Annotated in this window: 26 protein-coding genes; 6 read left to right on the top strand and 20 right to left on the bottom strand. The window is 69.0% G+C overall.

Going from position 1 to position 20,698, the window contains the following annotated elements:
* Nucleotide 1 precedes the first annotated feature (1 nt).
* From IW245_RS11190 to IW245_RS42855, 4 genes are read right to left on the bottom strand one after another with little or no spacing between them, the layout of a single operon-like run.
* Entirely contained in the window at nt 2-1,873 is a 1,872-nt protein-coding gene (locus IW245_RS11190; protein ID WP_197003113.1) for an ABC transporter ATP-binding protein, read from the bottom strand.
* Entirely contained in the window at nt 1,870-2,430 is a 561-nt protein-coding gene (locus IW245_RS11185) for a TlpA disulfide reductase family protein (RefSeq protein WP_197003112.1), read from the bottom strand. Before IW245_RS11185 ends, IW245_RS11190 begins: the two co-directional genes overlap by 4 nt.
* A gap of 22 nt (nt 2,431-2,452) precedes the next feature.
* A complete protein-coding gene (locus IW245_RS11180) occupies nt 2,453-3,058 on the bottom strand; it encodes a MauE/DoxX family redox-associated membrane protein (protein WP_372445122.1) in 606 nt (201 codons plus the stop codon).
* Nucleotides 3,052-3,471: a helix-turn-helix domain-containing protein gene (locus tag IW245_RS42855; RefSeq protein ID WP_197008444.1), complete on the bottom strand. Its 420-nt coding sequence runs from the start codon at nt 3,469-3,471 to the stop codon at nt 3,052-3,054. Before IW245_RS42855 ends, IW245_RS11180 begins: the two co-directional genes overlap by 7 nt.
* A gap of 30 nt (nt 3,472-3,501) precedes the next feature.
* Between IW245_RS42855 and IW245_RS11170 the strand changes: the two genes are divergently transcribed.
* Nucleotides 3,502-3,663: a hypothetical protein gene (locus IW245_RS11170; RefSeq protein ID WP_197008947.1), complete on the top strand. Its 162-nt coding sequence runs from the start codon at nt 3,502-3,504 to the stop codon at nt 3,661-3,663.
* A 419-nt stretch (nt 3,664-4,082) separates the two neighbouring features.
* Here the strand turns inward: IW245_RS11170 and IW245_RS11165 are convergent, their stop codons facing one another.
* The 10 genes from IW245_RS11165 to IW245_RS11120 all read right to left on the bottom strand — a co-directional run bounded on the left by IW245_RS11165 (nt 4,083) and on the right by IW245_RS11120 (nt 9,946).
* Nucleotides 4,083-6,137 (bottom strand): DUF1963 domain-containing protein, encoded by a 2,055-nt coding sequence (locus IW245_RS11165; RefSeq protein WP_197003110.1) that lies wholly within the window; start codon nt 6,135-6,137, stop codon nt 4,083-4,085.
* Between the two features lie 82 nt (nt 6,138-6,219).
* Entirely contained in the window at nt 6,220-6,768 is a 549-nt protein-coding gene (locus IW245_RS11160; protein WP_197003109.1) for an SMI1/KNR4 family protein, read from the bottom strand.
* A 40-nt stretch (nt 6,769-6,808) separates the two neighbouring features.
* The gene (locus tag IW245_RS11155; RefSeq protein WP_197003108.1) at nt 6,809-7,204 is read right to left on the bottom strand and encodes an Imm1 family immunity protein; all 396 of its coding nucleotides are present in this window, start codon (nt 7,202-7,204) and stop codon (nt 6,809-6,811) included.
* A 35-nt stretch (nt 7,205-7,239) separates the two neighbouring features.
* Complete coding sequence (locus IW245_RS42640; protein WP_197008443.1) at nt 7,240-7,560, bottom strand: DddA-like double-stranded DNA deaminase toxin; 321 nt, start codon at nt 7,558-7,560, stop codon at nt 7,240-7,242.
* A complete protein-coding gene (locus tag IW245_RS11145) occupies nt 7,449-7,736 on the bottom strand; it encodes a hypothetical protein (RefSeq protein ID WP_197003107.1) in 288 nt (95 codons plus the stop codon). The genes IW245_RS42640 and IW245_RS11145 overlap by 112 nt, the downstream gene beginning before the upstream one ends.
* 46 nt (nt 7,737-7,782) lie before the next feature.
* On the bottom strand, nt 7,783-8,157 hold the full coding sequence (locus IW245_RS11140; RefSeq protein WP_197003106.1) for a hypothetical protein: 375 nt from the start codon (nt 8,155-8,157) through the stop codon (nt 7,783-7,785).
* 56 nt (nt 8,158-8,213) lie between these two features.
* On the bottom strand, nt 8,214-8,450 hold the full coding sequence (locus tag IW245_RS11135) for a hypothetical protein (protein ID WP_197003105.1): 237 nt from the start codon (nt 8,448-8,450) through the stop codon (nt 8,214-8,216).
* A gap of 79 nt (nt 8,451-8,529) precedes the next feature.
* Nucleotides 8,530-8,964 (bottom strand): SMI1/KNR4 family protein, encoded by a 435-nt coding sequence (locus tag IW245_RS11130; RefSeq protein WP_197003104.1) that lies wholly within the window; start codon nt 8,962-8,964, stop codon nt 8,530-8,532.
* On the bottom strand, nt 8,961-9,266 hold the full coding sequence (locus IW245_RS11125; RefSeq protein ID WP_197003103.1) for an HNH endonuclease: 306 nt from the start codon (nt 9,264-9,266) through the stop codon (nt 8,961-8,963). Before IW245_RS11125 ends, IW245_RS11130 begins: the two co-directional genes overlap by 4 nt.
* A 161-nt stretch (nt 9,267-9,427) precedes the next feature.
* Nucleotides 9,428-9,946: a DUF6244 family protein gene (locus tag IW245_RS11120; RefSeq protein WP_197003102.1), complete on the bottom strand. Its 519-nt coding sequence runs from the start codon at nt 9,944-9,946 to the stop codon at nt 9,428-9,430.
* Between the two features lie 206 nt (nt 9,947-10,152).
* Between IW245_RS11120 and IW245_RS40515 the strand changes: the two genes are divergently transcribed.
* The 3 genes from IW245_RS40515 (at nt 10,153) to IW245_RS11105 (ending at nt 14,648) form a co-directional block, all read left to right on the top strand.
* The gene (locus tag IW245_RS40515) at nt 10,153-12,768 is read left to right on the top strand and encodes an FtsK/SpoIIIE domain-containing protein (RefSeq protein WP_197003101.1); all 2,616 of its coding nucleotides are present in this window, start codon (nt 10,153-10,155) and stop codon (nt 12,766-12,768) included.
* Complete coding sequence (locus tag IW245_RS11110) at nt 12,765-13,394, top strand: hypothetical protein (protein ID WP_197003100.1); 630 nt, start codon at nt 12,765-12,767, stop codon at nt 13,392-13,394. The genes IW245_RS40515 and IW245_RS11110 overlap by 4 nt, the downstream gene beginning before the upstream one ends.
* 81 nt (nt 13,395-13,475) lie before the next feature.
* Nucleotides 13,476-14,648 carry an alpha/beta fold hydrolase gene (locus IW245_RS11105; protein WP_197003099.1) on the top strand — a complete coding sequence of 391 codons (1,173 nt, stop codon included), beginning with the start codon at nt 13,476-13,478 and terminating at the stop codon, nt 14,646-14,648.
* 380 nt (nt 14,649-15,028) lie between these two features.
* Here the strand turns inward: IW245_RS11105 and IW245_RS11100 are convergent, their stop codons facing one another.
* The 4 genes from IW245_RS11100 to IW245_RS11085 form a co-directional block, all read right to left on the bottom strand.
* On the bottom strand, nt 15,029-15,904 hold the full coding sequence (locus IW245_RS11100) for a hypothetical protein (protein ID WP_197003098.1): 876 nt from the start codon (nt 15,902-15,904) through the stop codon (nt 15,029-15,031).
* A 676-nt stretch (nt 15,905-16,580) separates the two neighbouring features.
* Nucleotides 16,581-17,003: a GFA family protein gene (locus IW245_RS11095; RefSeq protein ID WP_197003097.1), complete on the bottom strand. Its 423-nt coding sequence runs from the start codon at nt 17,001-17,003 to the stop codon at nt 16,581-16,583.
* A 42-nt stretch (nt 17,004-17,045) separates the two neighbouring features.
* Nucleotides 17,046-17,657 (bottom strand): NUDIX domain-containing protein, encoded by a 612-nt coding sequence (locus tag IW245_RS11090; protein ID WP_231398756.1) that lies wholly within the window; start codon nt 17,655-17,657, stop codon nt 17,046-17,048.
* The gene (locus IW245_RS11085) at nt 17,654-17,881 is read right to left on the bottom strand and encodes a hypothetical protein (RefSeq protein ID WP_233472374.1); all 228 of its coding nucleotides are present in this window, start codon (nt 17,879-17,881) and stop codon (nt 17,654-17,656) included. Before IW245_RS11085 ends, IW245_RS11090 begins: the two co-directional genes overlap by 4 nt.
* Nucleotides 17,882-18,054: 173 nt before the next feature.
* Between IW245_RS11085 and IW245_RS11080 the strand changes: the two genes are divergently transcribed.
* On the top strand, nt 18,055-18,615 hold the full coding sequence (locus IW245_RS11080) for a DJ-1/PfpI family protein (RefSeq protein ID WP_197003095.1): 561 nt from the start codon (nt 18,055-18,057) through the stop codon (nt 18,613-18,615).
* A gap of 144 nt (nt 18,616-18,759) precedes the next feature.
* Here the strand turns inward: IW245_RS11080 and IW245_RS11075 are convergent, their stop codons facing one another.
* Both IW245_RS11075 and IW245_RS11070 read right to left on the bottom strand, forming a co-directional pair.
* Nucleotides 18,760-19,314 carry a class IV adenylate cyclase gene (locus tag IW245_RS11075; RefSeq protein WP_197003094.1) on the bottom strand — a complete coding sequence of 185 codons (555 nt, stop codon included), beginning with the start codon at nt 19,312-19,314 and terminating at the stop codon, nt 18,760-18,762.
* Nucleotides 19,311-19,673 carry a TSCPD domain-containing protein gene (locus IW245_RS11070; protein WP_197003093.1) on the bottom strand — a complete coding sequence of 121 codons (363 nt, stop codon included), beginning with the start codon at nt 19,671-19,673 and terminating at the stop codon, nt 19,311-19,313. Before IW245_RS11070 ends, IW245_RS11075 begins: the two co-directional genes overlap by 4 nt.
* Before the next feature lie 842 nt (nt 19,674-20,515).
* On the opposite strand from IW245_RS11070, the gene IW245_RS11065 reads away from it, so the two are divergent.
* Nucleotides 20,516-20,653, top strand: coding sequence for a hypothetical protein (locus IW245_RS11065; RefSeq protein WP_197003092.1), 138 nt, complete (start codon nt 20,516-20,518; stop codon nt 20,651-20,653).
* Nucleotides 20,654-20,698 lie beyond the last annotated feature (45 nt).

Below are 20,698 nucleotides of genomic sequence, written 5' to 3'. Positions count from 1 at the left end.
ACTACGTCGCCGAGTTCACGTGGCCCTCGCCCCCTCCGGCGCCCGAGACGCCGGTCGCGCCCGCCGCCGACACCCGGTCCGCCCCGGCATCCCGATAGCCGCGGGACTGGAGGTCGAACAGCCGGGCGTACGCACCGCCGCTCGCCACCAGCTCGGCGTGCCGGCCCTGTTCGGCGACCGTGCCGTTTTCAAGGACGAGGATGACGTCCGCCTCGCGCTGGGAACTCATCCGGTGCGAGATGAGCAGGCTGGTCCGCCCGGCCCGCAGCTCCCGCAGTCGGACGTGCAGATCGTGCTCCGCCTCCGCGTCGAGCCCCGCCGTGGGCTCGTCGAGGATGAGCAGGTCTGCGGACCCGCGCAGGAAGGCCCGGGCGAGCGCGACCCGCTGCCACTGGCCGCCGGACAGCGTCGCGGTGCCGCTGCCGTCCTCCGCGGCGAAGATCCGGCTGAGCAGCGTCCGGTATCCGGCCGGCAGTGCCGCCAGATCGGTGTGCGCGTCGGCCAGCTCGGCGGCCCGTCGGATCCGCGCTGGGTCGTCCAGCGCCGCGATGTCCCCGACCGCGATGTTCTCCGTCGCGGTCAGGTCGTAGCGGACGAAGTCCTGGAACACCGCGCTGATCCGGTCCCGCAGGCCGGAGAGCTCCAGGTCCCGGACGTCCACGCCGTCCCAGAGGATCTGGCCGTGCTGCGGGTCGTGCAGCCGGCACAGCAGCTTGACCAGGGTGCTCTTGCCGGCCCCGTTCACGCCGACCAGGCCGACCGTGGCGCCCGCCGGGACGGTCAGGCTTACGCCGCGCAGCACCCAGGGCAGGTCGTCACGGTACCGGAACCACACGTCCCGCAGCTCCACCGACCGGGCCAGCCGCGGCGTGCTCCGGGTGCCGTCGGGCACGTCGGAGGGCCTGGCCAGCACGTCGTGCAGGCTGCGGAGCAGCAGCGACGCGGCGTACCCGGACCCGGCGCTGTCGATCACCGCGATCGCGGCCCCCTGGAGCCCGGCGACCGCGCCGAGGAACAGCGACACGCCGCCCACGGAGACCGCGCCGGTCAGCGCGAGCCGGGTGGCGATGCCGATCGCGATGACGGTCGCGACCGCGTCCAGCGTGCCGAGCACGACCCGGACCCGCATCATCCGCCGGTCCAGGGCTGTCTCCTGGGTGTTGGCCGCACGGATCTCGCCGAGCATCCGGTCCCGGAGAAAGCGGCCCACCCCGAACAGCCGGATCTCCTTGGCGACGGCCGGGTCGGCCATCAGCATCCGGTACCCGACCTGGCGGCGGGTCCGCGGCGCCTGCTGGGCCGCGAAGCCCGCCTGGTGTCGGGCGAGGGAGCGCTGGGCAAGGATGGCGGGCACCAGCGCGACGACCAGGATCGGCACGATCGGCGGCCAGACGGCCAGCAACGCGACCAGCCAGCCGGTGATCTGGAGAGCTCCCTGGACCAGGGACACCGCCGACGACAGGAACCGGCTCGGCGCGGTGTCGGCCGCGTCGCCGGCCATTCGCAGGCTGTTCTGGAACCCGGGGTCCTCGAACAGGCCGATGCCGCCGATTGTGGCCAGGTGCCGGTACAACGCCGCGTTGGCGTCGAGTCGCACCCTGCGCCGGATCGTGTTGGACAGGTACCCGGCGAACTCCCGGGTCACGACCATCGCGATGCCGCCGCCCGCGAGCCCGATCGCGGCCAGCGCGGCGGTGTGCCCGGAGCGGGCGGTCCCGGTCACCGAGTCCAGCACCACCTTCAGCGACCAGGCGATGCTGACCGGTAGGAACCCGGCCAGCACCGTGCACAGCGTCAGGGCCGCGACCGGCAGCGGCGCGGACCGGACGATCATCGCCGTCGTCGCCACCAGCCCGTGCCGGGCCGGGGTCATCGCACCATCGGGCTCTCGCCTAGGGCGGCGGCGATCCCGCGCATGCTCACCCCGGCGGCCCGGATCACGCCGTCGTGGGCCAGGACGAGCGTCGGCCAGCCCTTGACCCCGAACTCGCCCCGGAGCAACTCGGCGTCGTCCCCCTCGATCACTCGGACGAAGCCGGTGAGCTCGGCGACGTACGCCGCGCGCAGCTCCGGGGTGGGGCCATCGACCACGGCCAGCGGCGCCGGCCCGTACGTGTGCGCGGCGACCGCCTCGCGCAGCGCGGGGAACTGCTCCGCGCAGGCTCCGCAGCCGGCCGAGAAGAAGGCGATCAGGGCCGGCCCGGTCTCGAATTCGGCGGAACTCACCACGGTGCCGTCGACGGCCCGGACGGTGAATGCGGGGAGCCGGCTGCCCATTTTCGGGAATGCGCTGTCCTGGTGCGCGGGACGCATTACCGGAAGACTCTTTTTGAGGTTCTCGAATTTGCGGTGCAATGCCACGGACAGCAACACCGAGCCCGCGGACGTGAGGGCCGACAGCGAGAATCCTATCCACGCGATATTGTTCATTGCTACTCCGTTCGTGGGTTGCTCACGGCCGATCGGCCCTGAGAATGGATACGACGTCGTCGAGCAGGACGACGGCTATTGCGCCGATCGCCGCGACGGCCGTCGCCGCGACCAGGTCCGCCGGCCTCCCCGGGCCGGCCGCCGGCAGGGCCACCGCAGCCACCGCTGCGGCCGTCAGGGCCGCGTTGCGGGCCACGTGCCGCCAACCCAGCACTTCCTTCGCCCGGCCGAAGCAGGCGCACCGGGTCCGGCTTCCGGACCGCACCACGTGGGCGACACCCAGCGTCAGGCCGCCGAACAGCGCGAACGCGATCACGGCGCCGAGCCTGGCGGTCGCCGGCACCAGGCTCAGCCCGGCGACGGCGACCTCGCCGCCGAGCAGAGCCCCGGCCGCCGGCATCCGCAGCGCACCGGGCACCCCGACCGCGGCGAGCATGGCGCCGAACTCGGCGCGGGCGCTCCGGTCGCGGAGCTTCCCGGTCACCGCCGCAGCGCAGACCAGGGCGAGCATTCCTCGAATTCCCCATCCCAAGGCGAACAACGCGGTCTCCCGGATTCGACGGTGGTCCGCCGGAGCGGCCCGCTCGCGGCGGACCGCTCCGGCGTTCTCATGAATACGACCTAGCACTCCATCGAGCAGCCGTTGCCGCCCTTGTACCACGGGCCGCAGATCGTGCCGGCACCGTCCGACCAGCTGCAGTCGCGGTACCACGCCTGCTCGTACCAAAAAATGCAACCGCCGCCGCGGCACTGCTTCTCCTGGTAGCTGTACATGTAATCGCCTCCTAGGTTTTTTCGATCTGCGAATATCCTCGCAACGCTTTTCCATGCTGGACAGACGGACCTTTGGGCGTGGCACCAAAGGGTGTGCGGCGGCCACAGCCACCCGCGTCGCGCGGCCCTCGCGACGGCCTGGAACCGGCTGGCCGCGCCGAGGCGTTCCACCAGGTGCGCCATACCGCGTTTGACGGTCCGCCCGGACACGCCCAGCTTGCGGGCCGCGCTCTCGTCGGTATGCCCGGCGTCGGCGAGTTCGAGCAGGGTGCGTTCCTGCGGGGTGAGACTGTGCGCATGCCGACCAGGTCGCCGTCGGCCCCGGTCTCGCGGGTGTTCTGCGCGGCGGGCTGCCCGTTCATCTGGAACACGTTGGCGCCCAGTCCGCCGATCATGCCGCGCAGCGGGTTGATGTTGTTGCCTTGGCAGGCCGTCGCCGTCGCCTGGTGGGACTGGTAGACCCTGCAGGCACGTCGACAACAGACGTTCGGCTGCGCCGACTTTCCGCGCCGCCTCCCGGATGTCCTCAGCCGGCACGCCGCAGATGTCGGACCCCCGCTCGGGCAAGTACCCGGCGACTGTCTTCTCCAGTTCGGCAAAACCCATTGTGTGCGCTTTCGGCCCTGCGAAACACCGAGGGCATGACCGCAGCCATGCGATGGATCTGGCGCGCTGGTCGATTCGCTCACCGCGTCTTCGTTCGATCAGTTGCTTGATCTGATCGAACGGGGTGTATCGGCAATACTTGGCACGTCCGTAGTAGGCCGCGCGTGTGTGGTTTGCCTTGCTCGGCGAGCGAACACAGGAAGATCAGCTGATTCGGAGATAGCGCGCGCCGCCCGAGGCCTTGCCCACCGCCTCAGCTCCTGCGGTCGGGTTCAACTGGTGGTGAGCACGACGCGGACCCGGTCGAAGCGGCCGGCGGTGAGGTCGTGGTGCTGGATGAGGAAGTTGAGGGTTCCGGCGTCCCACCAGCACATGCCGGCGTCGGCGTGTGAGTCCAGGACGAGCAGGGTGATCCAGTCGTGGATCTCGGCCGCGACTTCTTCCCGCCGGTCGTTCCACCACTCCCAGTCCTCCAGACGGCGTGTCCAGGCGGGGCTGCCCGGGGCTTTGCGGCGCAGCTCACTGACGGAGCGCTGGCGTTCGTCTCCGCGCCCGTGGGCGGCGAACGTCAGCTCGCTGAGCAGGTCGTGGCTGGAGTCGGCGTACCCGGCGAGAAAGGAGACCTCTTCGCGTTCGCGCCGGCCTGCGAGGTCGTCGCAGGCTTCGAGGTAGGCGTCGACGTCGGTGTCGGCGAGTTCCAGGGCGTCGTATGCCTCGCTGCCGTAGACCGGGGCGCGCAGTACGGGGGTGATGGCGACGGCGCGTTCGGGGAGGAGCTCACCTTCCTCGTCGAGGAAGTCCTCGTGGGGCAGGGCGGCCCGGTGCAAGGGGCCGTCGTGGTGGCAGACGAGGCCGCCGGGGTCGTTTGCGGTTTCATTGTGCCCGGCGAAGAAGCTCAAGACGCCGGTGCGCGGCAGCGGCACGCCGGGGATCTCGGGCAGGGTGGCCAGGTCGAGTTGGAGGAGGAACATGTACAGCTTGCCGTCCTGCTCCGGCCAGGTTGCACCGTCGGGTAGGTCTGGGCAGCCTCCGAACCGGCTGGCTCCGACGGTGGCGGTGTCGCCGTCCGCGGTGCGTAGGGCCAGGGCCGGGCGGCAGAGGGCGGCGATGTCGTCGGCGCGGTCGGTGAGCCCGGCGCGGCGCAGGATCCCGTGGGGGTAGCGGGGCCAGTCCAGCGTCCAGTACCGGCCCGGGTGCGCGGCGGCCACGGCGCGGTTGGTGGCGGCGACAGCCGCGGCTGCGGTGTGGCGTTCTGTGTCCTCGATCGCGTCGTGGACGATCGTGTCGATCTGCGGGGTGCTGATGCCCCCTGCGGCCAGGAGTCTGGCCAGGCTGTCGCGCAGGTCGGCTTCGGTCAGTTCGTGGCCGTGCCGATAGGTGCCCTGCGGGACGCCCACAGTGAGGGTGACGTCCGAGTCGGTCAGCCCGAGTGACTCGGCGAGTCCTGGTTCCAGGCGCAGGTGGAGCTGGGCGGCGAAGCCGTCGATGCCGACGCGCAGCACCTCGACTCCGGGGTGCAGGATCAGATAGGAGTGGTGGTTGGGGGTGGAGATCGTGTCGAGCGTCCACAGTCCCGGCCCGTCGCCCGGGGGAGCGCTGACCACATTCACGGTGTCGGTGCGCGATGCCAGGCGGCGGCGGGCGAGGTACAGGCGCACCCCGTTGTCGGACAGCGCCCGCAGCGGTGACGCGTCGGCCCAGGCGCGAAGGTCATCCAGGTGGGCGCCGAACGCCTCGCGGCCGTAGGTGCGTTCGGGCCAGTCATCGGCCGGGTCCAGCTGCAGGCGGGGCCGCAGCCGGGCGGTCTCGATGAGCGCGAGGTCGCGCAGGGCGGCGAAGAAGCCGACGAAGTCCGGTGACGTCGCGTACACGTCGTCGCGGATCCACAGCACCTCCCCGGCCCGGGGCTGTCCTGGACGGATGACGGCGACCAGGTTCGCAGAGGCCACACCGACGCCGACCGCGAGCAGGTCGGTGACGGCCAGGCCTTCGGCGGCCAGCGTCCCAGAGTTGGCGGCGTCGTGCAGGAGCAGCGCCCCGGTCACGCCCGCGCCCTCGCCCCGCAGCTCCGAGAGGCCGAACAGGTGCAGGTCCCGGTAACAGCCGAGCCAGCCATTCGCGTGAGCCAGGAAGTCACGCACGTCAGCGGGCAGCGCGGTGCCGGTGACGGCCTCGAATGCGCTGATCTCCTCCTGCGAGGCCTTCACCCGGGGTAGGGCGTAGTGCTCGGCGGTGCTCGGGTCGCGTTCGGAGGCCTCGCCGCGGGCGATGAGCATCTCGCCGAGGAGAACCTTCCACTCGACCGAGCCGCTAGGACCGGACTTCACGACGTTGGCCTCCGGGGGCTCAGCATGCTGGCCTGCACGACGAGCGTTGCCGTCGCGCCGACTGCAGCTCGGTGTACAAGGGTCAGAAGTTTGAGGGCTGCGCGCGCAGCTTGGCGGCTTGCTGCAGGGAGTAGTCGCGCATCGAGGCGAAGAACTCCGTGAGGCTGCTGTACCGCTCGACTTCCTCGCCGTCGAGCCAGATCACCGTGCCCGCGTCCGGTCGGCCTTCGCGGATCATGACGAACATCGTGCGCATGCCCACGCCGGCGCAGATCGCGAACACGTCGTCGCGGCCGACGTCGAGGTCTTCGAAAACGTCCTCGTCGGCGTACACGTCGAGGATGTCGGCGGCGACCTGCGCCTCAGGACTGTGCCCGGCCAGGTCGGTCAGTCCGAACAGTTTGGCCCGGAAGTAAAACGACCTCCAGCCATCGGCGTGGGCCAGGAAGTCCCGGTACTGGCCGGGCAGCCGCTCACCGGCCGCGGCCTCGAAGGCGGCGATATCCTCCGGCGTGGCCGGTGCGCGGGGTGCCACGAGTGGCTCGAGGTGATCGGGCTCGAGCTGGTCGGCTTCGTTCTTGGCGAGGATCACCTGGCCGATGAGTACTTTCCAGTCGACCGGGTCACTCATCGGATGCCTCGTCTCGTGGGATCTCAACTTCGAAACAGTGTCACTGCGACCATCGCAGCAGCGCTGGCCGCTGACCGGTCGCGATGTACTCAGCTATCGCCGCGTGCGCCGTCGGCACGGATACGACCGCGAGTTCTGCTGGCACTTCGGAGATCTGTCCGCCGTCTGAGGTTTCCAGGACGGTGATGGGTCCAGCCTGTGGGAGTTCGAGGGCGTGAGTGTCGTCGGGAAGCCAGCGCAACGCCGTGCGGCCAGCGTCGTAGTCGATGTCCAGCCGAAGTACTACCTCCTCGACGCCGACCGGTGCGAACCAGTAGGCGAAGGCCCTGCCTCCATGAGGGGCGATGCGGTCAGCACGTCGGGCGAAAAATGCCTCGACGGATGCGGCGTCGGACAGTTCTTGCTCGTCGTTGTCCCACCAGACGGAGAAAGTCACGTTTGGATTCTCCCACCCTTGCCGAGATAGCTGCCTTACTCCAGGTCGCGCCGCCATCCTGGGTCACGTACACCGTCAGTCGGGATCCTGCGGGGCAGGATGTCCTCGAGAATCTTGTCGCAGCTCAGCGGGAATTCAGGGTCACGTTCGTTGGTCCCGCAGACGCCGCGGTTGATGACCAGTTCGCCCTCCTTCAGGTTGTGGCGTCGCATGCGAGCTGCGACATGACCTTCTACGTGGCTGATCACCGTCTCTGGCCAACTTCCGGCTGACCCGGGCTTGAGCCCAGCTGTTGAGTTGTGGTTCTCACCGCTGATGATCTCCTCTCCCGCACAGCGGCACGCTCGGCGTCCCAGTCCACATCCAGCCGTAGGACGTGAGCGCCGCCGTCTGGTCCGAAGAAATGCGCCACGGCGCGCCCACCGTGCGCCTGGAGCAGGTGCTCCTGCTCACTCACGAACGTCGCAGCCTCGTCCGGCCCTGCCGGGGTCACCTGACCTACGTGCTCGTCGCCGAAGACGTAGTACGTCACTCCGCCACCTTCTCTCCTGTGCCGACATGCATGGCAGGGGCGAGCGTCAGCCGATGGTGGTATAGCCGGTGACGTCGCAATTTTGGATCGTGAACGACCGCAGGAGATTCAAAGCATCGTCGGAGACGACGATTTCGCCCTTGGCGGTCGCACCGAAGTCGTCCACGCCCGCCACGCCAATCGCTATCAACCAGCGGAACGCGGGAAGGGGCGTGCCTTCCAGGGCTTCTTCGGCCTGCGGTGAGAGTGTCACCCGTACCTGGTCGATGCGGTATCCGGTGAGGCCTGACAGCTCGATGGCGTCGGCGAGGCGATCGCTTGCCAGGTGGCATGGGAAGCACTCGAGGAGGTCATCGCCGAGCCAGTCGCTGATCACGTACTCCAGCGCCGACACGACCGGCGGATGCACTGTGGTGTCCATGACCGTGCCGGGTCCGAGCTCCCCAGCGACCTCGGGCCCGAGTAGGTGGTGTCGTGTCACGATGGCGCCGACCAGGAGCCGGCCGTCATCATCTGGACATAGCCGGCGTCGATCTCCACCGCCTGTGCGACGGTGAGTTCGTCGGCACTGACGGCAGGCTGCTCGGCGGTCCAGCGCGCACGGGCCCGGCCGGCCACGAAGTCGATGTCCAGCCACAGCGGGTACACGCAGCCAGCGAAGAACACGTATGCGGTCAACGGTGCGGCTCTCCAGGCTCCGGCGTTGTCGTGCATCCAGCCGTGTGTACACGACCGTCGGCACCGCGCCGTCGGGCACGCCCATCGGCGAGGTTCAGGGCTCAAGCATGCTGACTCAGGGCTCGGAGGGGCGAAGTTGATTGAGGAACTCGGTCCACGACTTCGCCTTGTAGGTGAGGTTGTCCTCGGTGGCGGGCTCGTCCTCGTCGGCTTCTTGTTCGTGGTCCCAGAACCACACCGATCCAACGTCCTGTTCGCGGATCGACAGGCAGAACAGATTCCCGAACGAGTCATCTGCCGCGGGGATCAGCCAGGTGGGGACGCGACCGTCATAGGTGTCGAGCGCATCCCAGATGCTGGCGTAATCGGGGACTTCCCCAACACCGAAGACCATCTTCACGGTCTCGTTGTTGTTGCCCATCCGTCCGCCATCATGCTGTGACAAAAATTCGATGTAGTCGTCCGGCAAGGCGACGCCTACGCGGTCGGCGAGTTCGGCCAGTTTCTCCGGTGGGGCGGGCGGTTCTGCTCGGCGGAACTCTACGCTCACTGGTCTAATCCGTTCACGATTGCGACGCCCCCTGCATGGCGTACGGCCTTGTGGATATCGGTAGGAATGAGGAGCAACGTCTTGCCGTCTTCGTGATGATGCCACGTGCGGTCCTCTGGCGTCTCCTCGAGCCCCACGGCCTCGTTGGCGATCTTCTCGTCCTGGTACCGGTCGCCGGAGAAGTTCGGCTCGATCACCACGGGCGGCCACTCGTCCTTGACGTACGGTGAGAAGTCGGGGAAGCCCTCATCTGTGAACACCACGCCGTTGGGGTACTTCGCGTCGAGTTTCGGCGTCCACAAGTTGCCGTCGTACTTCCTCCCCGCGTAGGTGAAGTTGATCGGCAGTCTGCCACTGGGCAGGCGCTGGACCCCGTCGGGGATGACTCGCCCCTTGGAATCTGTCCGAGGCGGAGTATTGGATGCGGGCGCCTGTCCGGCGTCAGAGCCGGCGGCGCCCGCGGTCAGTTTCCCAAGCTGCTGGCTTGCGGGATCTGGGCCTGGGCCTTGGTCTTGGCGGTGGCGGCCTGGGCCTTGCCGCGGGCGGCTGCCTCATTGGCCATGCTGATGAACCGTAGGAGCGGCCCGGGGTCGCCTCCGGCGAGAGCGGACTTGACGACGTTCTCGGCTTCGTCGAATGCCGGGTAGGTAGCCAGGATCGCCTCGGCCGATCTGTCGATGGAGGCGATCGAGGTGTTCAGGCGGGTCTTGACCTCGTCCGGGGTCATGCCGTCTTTGATCTCTCCGACCGGGCTCCGGGCGTCGCCGACGGCGGCGAGGGCGTTGCCGAGAGTGATCTGGGCGTCGTCGAACGCTGTGATCACCTGCGTCATGTGTTGGGCGACGCCGAGGAAGCCTTGGCCGAGGGCCTGGGTGCGGACCCGGTCGGCGTGGTCGCGGCCTCCGGCGTTGTGGGTCTTGGCCTCGTCGAGCTCTTTTTCCGCTCCGGAGAGCGCTGTGAGAATGTCCGCGGTCGCGGTCATCGCAAGCCTTTCCATCGGTTCCGGTTTCGAGGAACCGCAGCCTAGGAGACGCCGTCACTTTTGGACAGACCCATCACTATCCGTAGAAGGTTTCCGCGCCCTGAGGGGCGTTTCGGTGACGGATAGTGCGAGGTGATGTGGTTCGGGGCGGATTCGGATATGGTCCGTCGCGGCGCACACGGTGTCACAGGGTCCGGGGGTGTTGGGTGGCTGGTCGGGTCAGTCGGCACTTCGACGCAGCCACCGACGCGTACCGCTCCGCCCGCGCCCAGGTGGCGGCGGTGCGGTCGCTGCTGCAGGATCAGGACTCCGAGCGGGGTGTGACCGCCGCCGGGCACGAGGTCGCGGTGCGGGGCCTGGTCGCCGAGTTGAAGGCGACCGCCGCCCTCATCACCCCGGGTTGGCTGGGCGTTGACGTGCGCAAACTGACCACCCCGCTACCTGAACTCGGCGCGCACACACCCGGCGAGGGGCCGTTGCCGTTGCATGTTGGGATCTGCTGGGTCACCGACGATGACTGGTTCCCGGTGGTGCTGCCGCTGCTCGGCGAAGGCGGCGGGCACCTGACCATCGACGCGGGCCTGCGCACCCGGGCCGCGGCGTCCCTCGTCCGCGCGGTGCTGACCCGGCTACTGGGCGCGGTGCCACAGCAGTTCCTCGATGTGCGCCTGGTCGACGGGGCGACGGCGGGTGGGGCGTTCACTGGGTTTCGGCCGCTGATCGCCTCTGGCGGCTTGGCACCGCCGGTGATCGACACCGCCGGGCTGGCCGGCGTGTTGGACGAGGCCGAGGAGCATGTCCAGCACGCCCAGGCCATGGCGGCTGCCGGCCGGCTGGAGGAGGTGCCGTTCCTGGTGCTGTGCGGGCAGCTGCCCGACTGCCGAGGCGAGTATGCCCGGATCCAGGCCCTCGCTCACGCCGGCCCGGCGTCTCGGCTGCACCTCGTCCTGGCCGGCTGGCCGGCCGAGGAGAGCCGGCCGGTGCTCGATCACGCCTATACGGTCGCCGTGGACGGCCAGTACGCCCGGATCGCCGACCCGGCCGGCCGCCCGGCGGTGATCCGGCCGAGGCGGGGGATGCAGGTGCGGGTGTCCCTGGACGATGACCCGAACCCCGAGGCCGTGGGGGAGTTGTGCCGGCTGCTGTCGGCGGATGCGAAGGCCGCTGCGACGTTCACGTTCGCCGACCTGACCGGCGACACCCTGTGGGCCGGTTCGTCTGCGCGCGGGCTTAGCACGGTGGTCGGGCGGGAGAAGCACACCGAGGTCGAACTGTCGTTTGACGATGTGACCCCGCATTGGATGATCGCCGGGCGCAGTGGGTCGGGGAAGACCGTGTTTCTCCTCGACGTGCTCTACGGGCTGACCGCCCGGTACTCACCGACCGAGCTGGCGTTGTACCTGCTGGACTTCAAGGAAGGCGTCTCCTTCACCGAGTTCACCCCCACCCCGATCGACCCGTCATGGATTCCGCACGCCCGCGCGGTAGGGGTGGAGTCCGACCGTGAATACGGCATCGCCGTGCTGCAGGAACTCGTCGCGGAGATGGGCCGCCGGTCGGTGGCCATGAAACGGCTCGGCGTCACCACCCTGCCCGCCCTGCGCGCCGCTGACCCGCGCACGCCGTGGCCTCGGGTCGTTGCCGTGGTCGACGAGTTCCACGTCCTGCTGTCCGGCCCCTCGCGTCAGGCCGCGGTCGCGGTCGCGTTGCTGGAGGACCTGGCGCGCAAGGGACGCTCCTACGGCATCCACCTCGTGCTCGCCTCGCAGACCATCAGCGGCGTGGACGCACTCCTCGGGAAGAAGGATGCGATCTTCGGCCAGTTCCCGCTCCGAGTCGCCCTCGCAGGCGCGACCGGCGTCCTGGACCCGGGCAACACCGCCGCCGGCGACCTCACGGTCGGCCAAGCCGTCATCAACGACGCCGCCGGGGCTATCGGCCGGGATCGGATTGTGCGCTTCCCCGACTCGCACGCTTCCCCGACCGCCGTCGCCGAGCTGCGGCAGAAGTTGTGGTCGATGCGGGCGGACGGCAACCGGCCACCGCACGTGTTCTCTGGCTTCGCCGAACAGCACATCACCACCGCCCTGCCCGACGTGCCGACTGGTGGCCCGCGACGGCGGCTGCTGGTCGGGCGGGCCGTGGACGTGACCTCCAGCCTCGCCGGCCCGCTTCTGGACGCAACCCCCGGCCGGCACCTCGCCGTCGTCGGCGCCTCGCCCGTCGGTGCGGACGTCCTCCACGCCGCCACCACCGCCCTGGCGCATCAGCACCCGCCCGGCAGTGTCCGGTTCCTGCTCGCCCCGCTCGTCGGCCCCAGCGAGGACCCCGCCGCCGAGCTGGCTGCCGCCCTCGACCAGGCCGGTCACACGACCAAGAGGCTGACGATCGCTGATCTGCCCCGGGCTCTGGCCGACCTGGCCGCGGAAACCGCGCGGGACACCTACCTGGTGCTGTTCGGCACCGACGCGGCCAGCACGCAGTTGGGCACCCGCGACCCGGACACTCGCCGCACCCCGCTTGACGACCTGCGCACCGTCCTGGCGGCAGGGCCTGCCCGGGGTGTGCACGTGCTGGGCTGGTGGCGCGGCGCGAAACGGCTCGCCGAAGACCTCGGCGGGTCGGCCGGCCGGGACCTCATCGCGTGCCTGCTCGCGCTCAACATCGGCGCCGATGGCCTGGCCTCACTCACCGGGGACGTGATGGGCGACTGGCAGCCGCGCCCCAACCGGGGCCTGCTCCTCGACCGGCACGACCACACCAGCCAGCTCATCGTGCCGTTCGTCCGCCCCGGCCGCCACGAACAGGAAGGTGCCTGGTGACCTCGCTACCCGCCTACAGCGGCCTCCTGCGAAAGCTCGACCAGCACCTCGCACAACGCGCCGACCACGCCCACGGGAGCGAGCACCACACCGCCACCACCGAGGCGGCCCTCACCGACCTCGACCGGCGCCTCGACGCCCACCCCGACACCCTGACGACCACCGCCACTCGGCTACGGCTACCCGCACCCCACCTGCAGCCAGCAGGCCGCGTCGAACTCGACACCGTCGAGACCGGCCTGACCGCCGCCCGCGCTGCCGAACGCGCCGTCACCACCCAGCTCGACAAGGCACTCGACCTGGCCGCCAGACCGCCCCTGCTCCCACACGCCCGCAGCCGCACCCGTGCCGCCGCCATCTACAGCACCACAGCCGCCGCCAGCGCCATCGCCGCCTGGATCCTCATCCTCACCGGCGTCGACACGTTCACCGCCCTGGCCTGGGGCGGAGCCGGGCTGCCCACGCTGGCGCTGTTCACCGGCTACCTCACCCTCGCTTTCGCTTCCCGGCCACGCCTCGGCGGCGGATCGAGCGAACGGCACCAGGCGATGGGCGCGGTCTTGTGCTTCGCGGCACTTCCCATGTCCTACGTCCTGATCATCCTGGCGCGGGCCGTCGTTGGCTGAGGCCGAACCGGTGGGCGGGCCAGCGTCAGGCTGGGCACCGTGACAGGGGATCCCGGAGCAGAGCCGACGCGCTGTCGCGTGATGCACCTTCGACGGCCGTACTTCGACCTGGTCGCATCCGGACGGAAAGTGGTCGAGGTGCGGGTGTGCTACCCGCGGAATGACACGTTGAGCGTCGGCGAGCAGATCCTGTTCGTCTGCGACGCCGACGAGGTGCTGACCACCATCACCGGGCTCGCGCGGTACCCGTCGTTCGAGCACATGCTCAACACAGAAGACCCGACCCGGATCAACCCTGACCTCCCACGGGCCGAGCAGCTGCGGGACCTTCGCGAGATCTACGGACCGGACAAGGAACGCCTGGGCGTGCTCGCCATCCAGATCGCTCTCGCCAAGCCACCCACCGTCAGTCTGGATCCGGCACGGCCAACGGCCGCGAGCGGGACCGGTCAAGTTGATCACAACGAAGGGAAGGCCGTAGTGCTGATGATTGAGGTGGAAAGTCGTGCGGTGGCGGCTGTGATCGAGCCGGGCGATGATCCGGCCGTCGTGTTCGTGTCCGCCCTCGGTGAACCCGCCGCGGTCTGGTCACCTGTGCGGAGCCTACTGACCGCAGGGTCCCGCACCCTGGCCTACGACAGGGCCGGGATCGGCGCCAGCCCGGCGCGGCCCACTGACCAGCGGGTAGCGACCTACCAGACGCTCGCCTCCGAACTGCACGCCACGCTGGCCGGCGCGGGCATCGCAAGCCCGTGGGTACTGGTGGGCCACTCGGTTGGCGCGCTCATCGTCCGGGCGTTCGCCCAACAATGGCCGGGGGAGGTAGCCGGCCTCGTCCTGGTGGACAGCTCCGTCCCGGAGCTGGAACTGTGGCCCGGCAACTTCGGCGACACCGTCACCGACGGCGCTGGCCCGCACGCCACCATCATCGACCTGCCCGCCGCAGCCGCCGAATTCGCCCAGGAACACGGCCTGGCTGTTCCCGTCGTGGTGCTGTCGAAAACTCCCGGCCGGTGGTTCAGCCCCCAGGCCACACCAGAGGTGGATGCCTACTGGCAGACCCAACAGCGACTGCTCGCAGACCGCTACGGTGCTACGCGGATCATCGCCGCAGACGCCTCCCACCGCCTGCACGAGGAAGCCCCGGCGCTGGTGGCCTACACCATCGACGCGGTTGTCGCAGCAACGCGCACCAGCCAACCACTGACAATCGATACCGCACGCGTCGCCGAGCTCGGCGGACAGGCGACCTGATTGCCGTTGCCCGGTGACTCCTAAGTCGGTGGCCGGTAGTCGTGCTGATCTCACAGCCAGCGCCCGGGCCTTGCCGATCGGACCCGACCACGGCACGAGATCGCGGTGCCGGCGCTGGTAGTTTGTCTCGATGCAGGCCGTCGCGGTGGTTGCGGCGGGCGCTCCCGGCACGGGGAAGAGTACTGTCGCCGAACTGTTGCTCCGTGTCTTGCGGCCGGTGCCGGCGTTGCTGGACAAGGACACCGTCTACGGGCTGTTCGGGGCCGCGACCCTGCGGACCGCTGGCCGGCCGGGCGGTGAAATGGCGGGTTCTCGCCGACCTGGCGAATCCCCTCATGAGAAGTGGCGAGCTCTCGCGAGTAGTGGCGAGAGCCCCCGGCTCAGGGGTGGCGGTAGCGGACCGTGCGGGCGTGCGGGGTGAAGCCGAGGTCGGCGTACACCTGGCGGCGGGGGGCCGGCCAGCCGTCCTCGCCCCTCGGGTAGACCAGCGCGGTCTTCCCGCCGGCAGCCCGGAAGGCGTGCAGCACGGCCAGCACGACGGCCGGGGCGAACCCGAAGCGGTGGAATCCGCTGACCGTCCCGACCGGCTCGAACTCGCCGCACCGGTTCACCTCGTCGTACCAGCCCATGCAGCTCGCGACGAACTCGCCGTCGGGGGCCTGCACGACCCAGTCGAAGGCCGTCGAGTACGGCCACGACCCCGTCATGGCGCGCCAATCGTCCTCGGTCAGACTGCGAGGCGCGCGGACCCAGTCGTGTACCTCCACCCGCTCGGCCACGTCCGACTCGCCACGGACCGCGCGGAGCACGAAGCCCTCGGGCAGCGCGGGGACCGCCGGCAACTCGGTCAGGGACCGGCTGAGCGCGAGGAGAAATGGCTCGTCCACGTCTCCGGGCAGGTAGCCCCGCCCGGTGAGCACGTCGATCAGGTGCCGCTCGGTGTCCAGGACGGTCACGGTCAGCGGCTCCGCGACCAGACCGCCCGCCCAGTCGAGCACCTCGCCGGTCAGCCCCGGGTGGGACGGGTCGACCGCCAGGTACAGGCTGCCGGGCCGGTGCAGCCCGCCCCAGGCCAGCACCCGGCCGTCGGACTCCCAGAGCGCCACCGGCACCTCCGGCCACGCCCGTGTCAACAGCTCGAACCCGAACCCCCAGGTCAGTTCACCGAGGTGGAACCGGCTGGCCATCGACCAGATCCGCTGGCCGAACACCTGCAGCTTCCGGAGATCGGCCGGCCCCTGATAGTCACGTCGCACCCAGCGACCCTCGTCCGCGCCGGCCGGGCCGTCAACCGGGTTTCACCCGACTCCCAGATCGGTGCGGGTGGCCCAGAAGACGAGGCTGGCGAGCGGCGGTCGGAGCCCACGCTGCCCGGCCGACGGCCCGCGGGCAGCTTGCTGACCCAACCGGCCGGAAATTCGCCACTCAGAATGAGAGGCGATAACTGCCGACGGCTCGGCGGATATGCGGCGGGGGCAGTGAACCCTCGCCAGAACGAACGCGAAGCGACACGGTGCAGCACCTCCTCGCCCACGACCAGGCCCTCCGCCTCGCCGGCGAGCGCCCGCAGTCGGACCAGATCCATGGCCAGGGTCCCGTTGGCGCTCAGCGAGCCACTGGATCTGGAGGCTCGAGCGCACCCCGCTTCAACGGAAGCGAACTCTGTTCCGAAGGGGAACTTGGCCGTCACCGCGCGGGCCTGTTGCGCAGGGCGTCGAGCACCACGGCCATCTCCGGGTAGGACTGGGCCACGCCGTCGGTATTGCCCCGGCGGTGGCGTTCCAGCCGCAGGGCGGCCAGGTGTCGGGCCTCATACGCCCCGGCTCGCCAACGTGCGGCAGGGGTGATGTCTCGGCGGCGGTGACGGGCTGTTGGAAGTCATCCGGGGCGCGGGCGACGGCGGCGTACTGCATACTGGCTCCTCCGGCGGGGCTAGGCCGCGGCGGGCTGGGTGTCAGGGACCTGGGGGAGCCAGGGAACCGCATCGCCACGGAAGCTTTGGTTGACCGGCACGAGTCGGGGGTCATCCTGGACGTCCAACGCGCTCATGTTGATACCGATGAGGTCGACCCCGTAGTCGATCGCGGCCACTGAGCTGCCGCATGTTGTGCAGAATCCCCGGGTGGTCTTGCCCGCGAAGGTGTCGTACCAGCGTGGCTCGCCGCCCTCGCCGGTCCACCGCAGGCCCTGCATCGGGAAGGACACCCAGGACTGCAGCGGGCCGCCGCCCAGCCTCTGACAATTTCGGCAGCTACAAACGTGGGGGAAATCTGGTTCGCCGCTGACGGTGAACCGGATCCTCCCGCACAGGCACCCACCGGTGCGGAGAACGGTGTCGGTGGTGGTCGCGGACATCAGTTCAGGTCCTTCCGTTGCCCTGCAGCTTCCAGGGCTTCTTCACGATTGGGTGATCTTGCGGGTGAAGCGGTGCATGCACGGGTCCAGCCGTTCGGCCTGCATCATGAGAATCTCGCGTGGGCCCATCCAATGCATGGCGGTGAACTCGGCCGGGTCGAAATAGGAGACCGACTCGCGTTCCACGTGTACGACGTGCCACAGCGATACGTCGACATGCTGCCCGGCGGCTGGGCCGCGGGTGCGGGTGACCGAGACGAACGCCGGGCGAGTGCCGAACCGTGGTGAGGGCTCCGCGCTGGCGTGCAGTTCCTCGCGGCACTCCCGGACCACCGCCTGCCACGGCTTCTCGCCTGGCTCGACGTGCCCACCGTTTGGCAGCAGCAGTCCGGCGCCCCTGTGCTCGCCCAGCAGCATCAACCCCGTGTCCGGGTCGATGACCTGGAAGTACGCGACCAGGTGCTGGGGCGGGGTGGCGGGTTTGGCCGTGCGGTACAGGTCGTAACCGCTGGCTACCCACTCCAGGGTGTGCCGCAGATCGGCTTCCTCGACCGCGTCTCCGGGCGTGATGGCGGCGATCAACGCGGTGAGATCCGCGCGGAGGGTGGCCTCGGTGTGACTCAGGTTCATCGTCTGGTCGCGGCGCGCGGTCATGTTTGGGCGGACATGTTGACACGTTCCCAACGGCCCTTGGCCGTCTTGCGGATCTGCGTGGCCAGCGCGAACGCGTTGGCCTCTGTCAGCAGTTCCTGCAGCTTGGGACCCTCGGCGGTGCTGACCTGCACCTCGCAGGATCCGCTGGAGAGGTTACGGCGGACGATGACGACCATCCGCTCGAGGTCGTCACGTCCGTTGTGCCACGCTGCGAGTTCTTCCACGGCACGATCCTCGAACACCTGACCGAAGTTCAGCAAGTCGACGCGCCGACAGCCGGTTACCGCCCTGAGACGAAGTCCGTTAGGTGGCCGATCTGGGCGCTAGTTGGCCATCGCGACGACCTGCCCCGAAATTCAATCTCAGACCGGCCGTGAGCCCTATACGCTGCGCGACCATGCACAAGAAGATCCTGCTGTTCGTCTACGACAGCTTCGCCGAGTTCGAGATCGCTGTGCTCATCACTGCGCTGAGCGGCACCGGACACACGCTGACAACCGTCGGTCCGACTGCCCGGCCAGTGACCTCCACCGGCCGGCTGACCATCCAACCCGATGAGGCAGGCACCGCCATCACCCCAGACGCGTACGACGCGTTGATCATCCCCGGCGGGGAACCCGCCAGCCTGTTCGGCCACCCCGAGCTGACGAGGCTCATCCAGGCCATGCACGCCCACGGCAAGTTACTGGCCGCCATCTGCGCCGGCCCCGCCCTGCTCGCCAACGCCGGCGTCCTGGACAACGCCCGCTACACCGCATCGCTGACGCCCGACGAGGCCGCGTACGCAGCCATCGTCGGACGGGGCACGAGGCTCGCCGAGACCCTGGTCACCGACGCGAACATCGTCACCGCCACCGGGTCGAACTACCTCGCCTTCGCCGAGGAGATCCTGCGCCGCCTCGACGGGCAGCCCGAGATCACCCCACTGACCTACTTCCGCCAGCCGTCACTGGACTGAGCGCGGCGCGTTTGACATTCCAATGCGGCCAACTTTCGATCGCCGTTAAGGCCAGGTCCGAATCCTCGAACGCCCCTGACCAGCAGGTCAGTAGCAGGTCGCTGGCCAACAAACGCTGTTTGGCACAGCCAGCTGGCTACGGCGCTACGCGGACGTGAACACGAGCCGGTCTTCGGTGAGGATGTCTCGGTCGAGGACGGTGAGGTAGACCTTGTCTACGCTGCCGAAGGTGGCGGTCGTGAAGTCCAGTCCGAGTACTTCCGCGCCCCGGCGTACGGCCGCCTCGTCGGTTCCCTCGATCTCCAGGAACGGCCGCAGGTCGGGCCAGATGTCCAGGTCGAAGGTGACGCCGTGCAGGGTCCACTCTTCGCGGTAGTTCTCCTGGTAGCGCCGTGCGGTGCAGCCCATGGCCTCCAGCAGAGTGCGGGTGGCGTGGAAGTCGGACACTTCGAGTTCGGTTTCAAGGACGCTGTCGATGGCCGACGGCACGGCGGTGTTCTGCTTGTAGGTCAGGAAGATCCGTTCTCCCTGTTCGCGCAGACGCAGCCAGCCGCCTCGCTCGGCGATGTCGTGGTTGGTGAAGATCACGCGCCGCATGAGCGTTCGAGGCATGGTGCAGGTCGCGCCCCGTGCGGCGAGAGTGTCGGCGATGGTGGCGGGGTCGACGTCGTAGAAGCGGGCCTCGTACTCCGGCTTCACCGGCTCACCATGTCCGTTACGTCTGCCGACTCCAAGTCGCAACCTCGCTGATCGGAACTGGGCAGGTAGTCGAGGGCGAGGCGGCGGGCAACGTAGTCAGTAATCGACGTGGCCACCGGAATCTCCGGATCATCAGTCATCCCGAATGGTTCAAACCGGGTCCCGATCAGCTGTGACAAGAGGAACTCCAAAGGGACACCGTGGCGCAGGCCGATCGTGAGCATCGCCGAGAGGCCGTCGGTCAGGCCCCGCATCGTGGACCCTTCCTTGGCCATCACGATTCGCACGTCGACGAGAGATCCATCAGACAGGGTGCTGGTGAGGAGATGCCCGTAGGCGCCTCCAACAGTGAACGACATCGTGGCACCGGGCCGACACCGAGGCGACGGAACAGGAGAACTACCGCCGCGGGCCAGGTCGTGTGGTGGGAGGGTATCGATCGAGTACATGGTCGCTCCAGCGTTCACGGGATCTGGATTCGAGCTAAGGGGATCAAGCAAAAACGCAACAGGTTGAGCTTCTCGTGATATCAGACCACAACATGTGGCGCACGAGCTTCAGCTGGCTGTTGGGCGCGCCGCTGTCGCGTCGGTCGGCCGGGGGCTGATTGGTTGTCTAGTCGGTGACCTGGGCGTGGGCCCAGTCTCGGGTCTCATCAAGGCTGAGCGCGGTGCCGGTGAGGGCGGTCCAGATCTGCTCGTACATGGCGAGGTCGTGCCTGCCATGAAGGTCAACTGCGCGGAGCCGGCGGGCATCCATGGGCGCACCCATGCCGAGGCCGGGGCCGCGACGAGGCCGACAGCGGCGATGAGCGGGTGGCGGCGCTGACGCCGACGCAGCTGGTACTCCGTCTTGGCCCGTTGCAGGTCCAGGCCACCCACGGGTATGGCCGCCAGCATCGCAGTCCTGCCACGAAGGCCGCCGCAGCCAGTACGAGGAACGGTACGGTCACTCCTCTCCCGGGGTGAGACCACAGGGCTCTCACCGTCCACCGCGATGCGTGGATCACCACCAATTCAGCTGGGATGCACGTGTGCATCATCATGGTGGTCAATGAAGATGCGAAGAGCCAGTCGGTCAACCGCTTACAGTGCGACGCTCCACGGTCCACAGCGCCACCTCGCAGCGGTTTTACTCCGCCGGCCCAGTTCGCGGCCTTGAGCGCCGTCGGTAGAGAAGAGATCCGTTTGCGATGCCAGTCATGATCTTGTATCCGTGGGGCATGAAGCCGTGGGCGGTTCGGATGCGGGTGCGGGTGCAGATCGGGCCCGAGTTGCGTCAACTCCGTGAAGCCGTCGGTGTGTCGGGACGCGACGTCGCCGCCTACCTCGACTGGTAGCAATCGAAGGCCGACGCGTACGTGTCCGCGCCACATCAACCTCCC

It is taken from the genome of Longispora fulva (assembly GCF_015751905.1).
GTDB classification, from domain to species: Bacteria; Actinomycetota; Actinomycetes; order Mycobacteriales; family Micromonosporaceae; genus Longispora; species Longispora fulva.
This window is presented reverse-complemented; position numbering and strand designations above follow the sequence as displayed.

Coding starts and splice junctions, on each gene's coding strand:
- IW245_RS11190 (WP_197003113.1), bottom strand. CDS start 1,873: ATGACCCCGGCCCGGCACGGGCTGGTGGCGACGACGGCGATGATCGTC.
- IW245_RS11185 (WP_197003112.1), bottom strand. CDS start 2,430: ATGAACAATATCGCGTGGATAGGATTCTCGCTGTCGGCCCTCACGTCC.
- IW245_RS11170 (WP_197008947.1), top strand. CDS start 3,502: ATGCCGACCAGGTCGCCGTCGGCCCCGGTCTCGCGGGTGTTCTGCGCG.
- IW245_RS11160 (WP_197003109.1), bottom strand. CDS start 6,768: ATGAGTGACCCGGTCGACTGGAAAGTACTCATCGGCCAGGTGATCCTC.
- IW245_RS11140 (WP_197003106.1), bottom strand. CDS start 8,157: ATGGACACCACAGTGCATCCGCCGGTCGTGTCGGCGCTGGAGTACGTG.
- IW245_RS11135 (WP_197003105.1), bottom strand. CDS start 8,450: ATGCACGACAACGCCGGAGCCTGGAGAGCCGCACCGTTGACCGCATAC.
- IW245_RS11120 (WP_197003102.1), bottom strand. CDS start 9,946: ATGACCGCGACCGCGGACATTCTCACAGCGCTCTCCGGAGCGGAAAAA.
- IW245_RS11105 (WP_197003099.1), top strand. CDS start 13,476: ATGCACCTTCGACGGCCGTACTTCGACCTGGTCGCATCCGGACGGAAA.
- IW245_RS11095 (WP_197003097.1), bottom strand. CDS start 17,003: ATGTCCGCGACCACCACCGACACCGTTCTCCGCACCGGTGGGTGCCTG.
- IW245_RS11090 (WP_231398756.1), bottom strand. CDS start 17,657: ATGACCGCGCGCCGCGACCAGACGATGAACCTGAGTCACACCGAGGCC.
- IW245_RS11080 (WP_197003095.1), top strand. CDS start 18,055: ATGCACAAGAAGATCCTGCTGTTCGTCTACGACAGCTTCGCCGAGTTC.
- IW245_RS11070 (WP_197003093.1), bottom strand. CDS start 19,673: ATGTCGTTCACTGTTGGAGGCGCCTACGGGCATCTCCTCACCAGCACC.
- IW245_RS11065 (WP_197003092.1), top strand. CDS start 20,516: ATGATCTTGTATCCGTGGGGCATGAAGCCGTGGGCGGTTCGGATGCGG.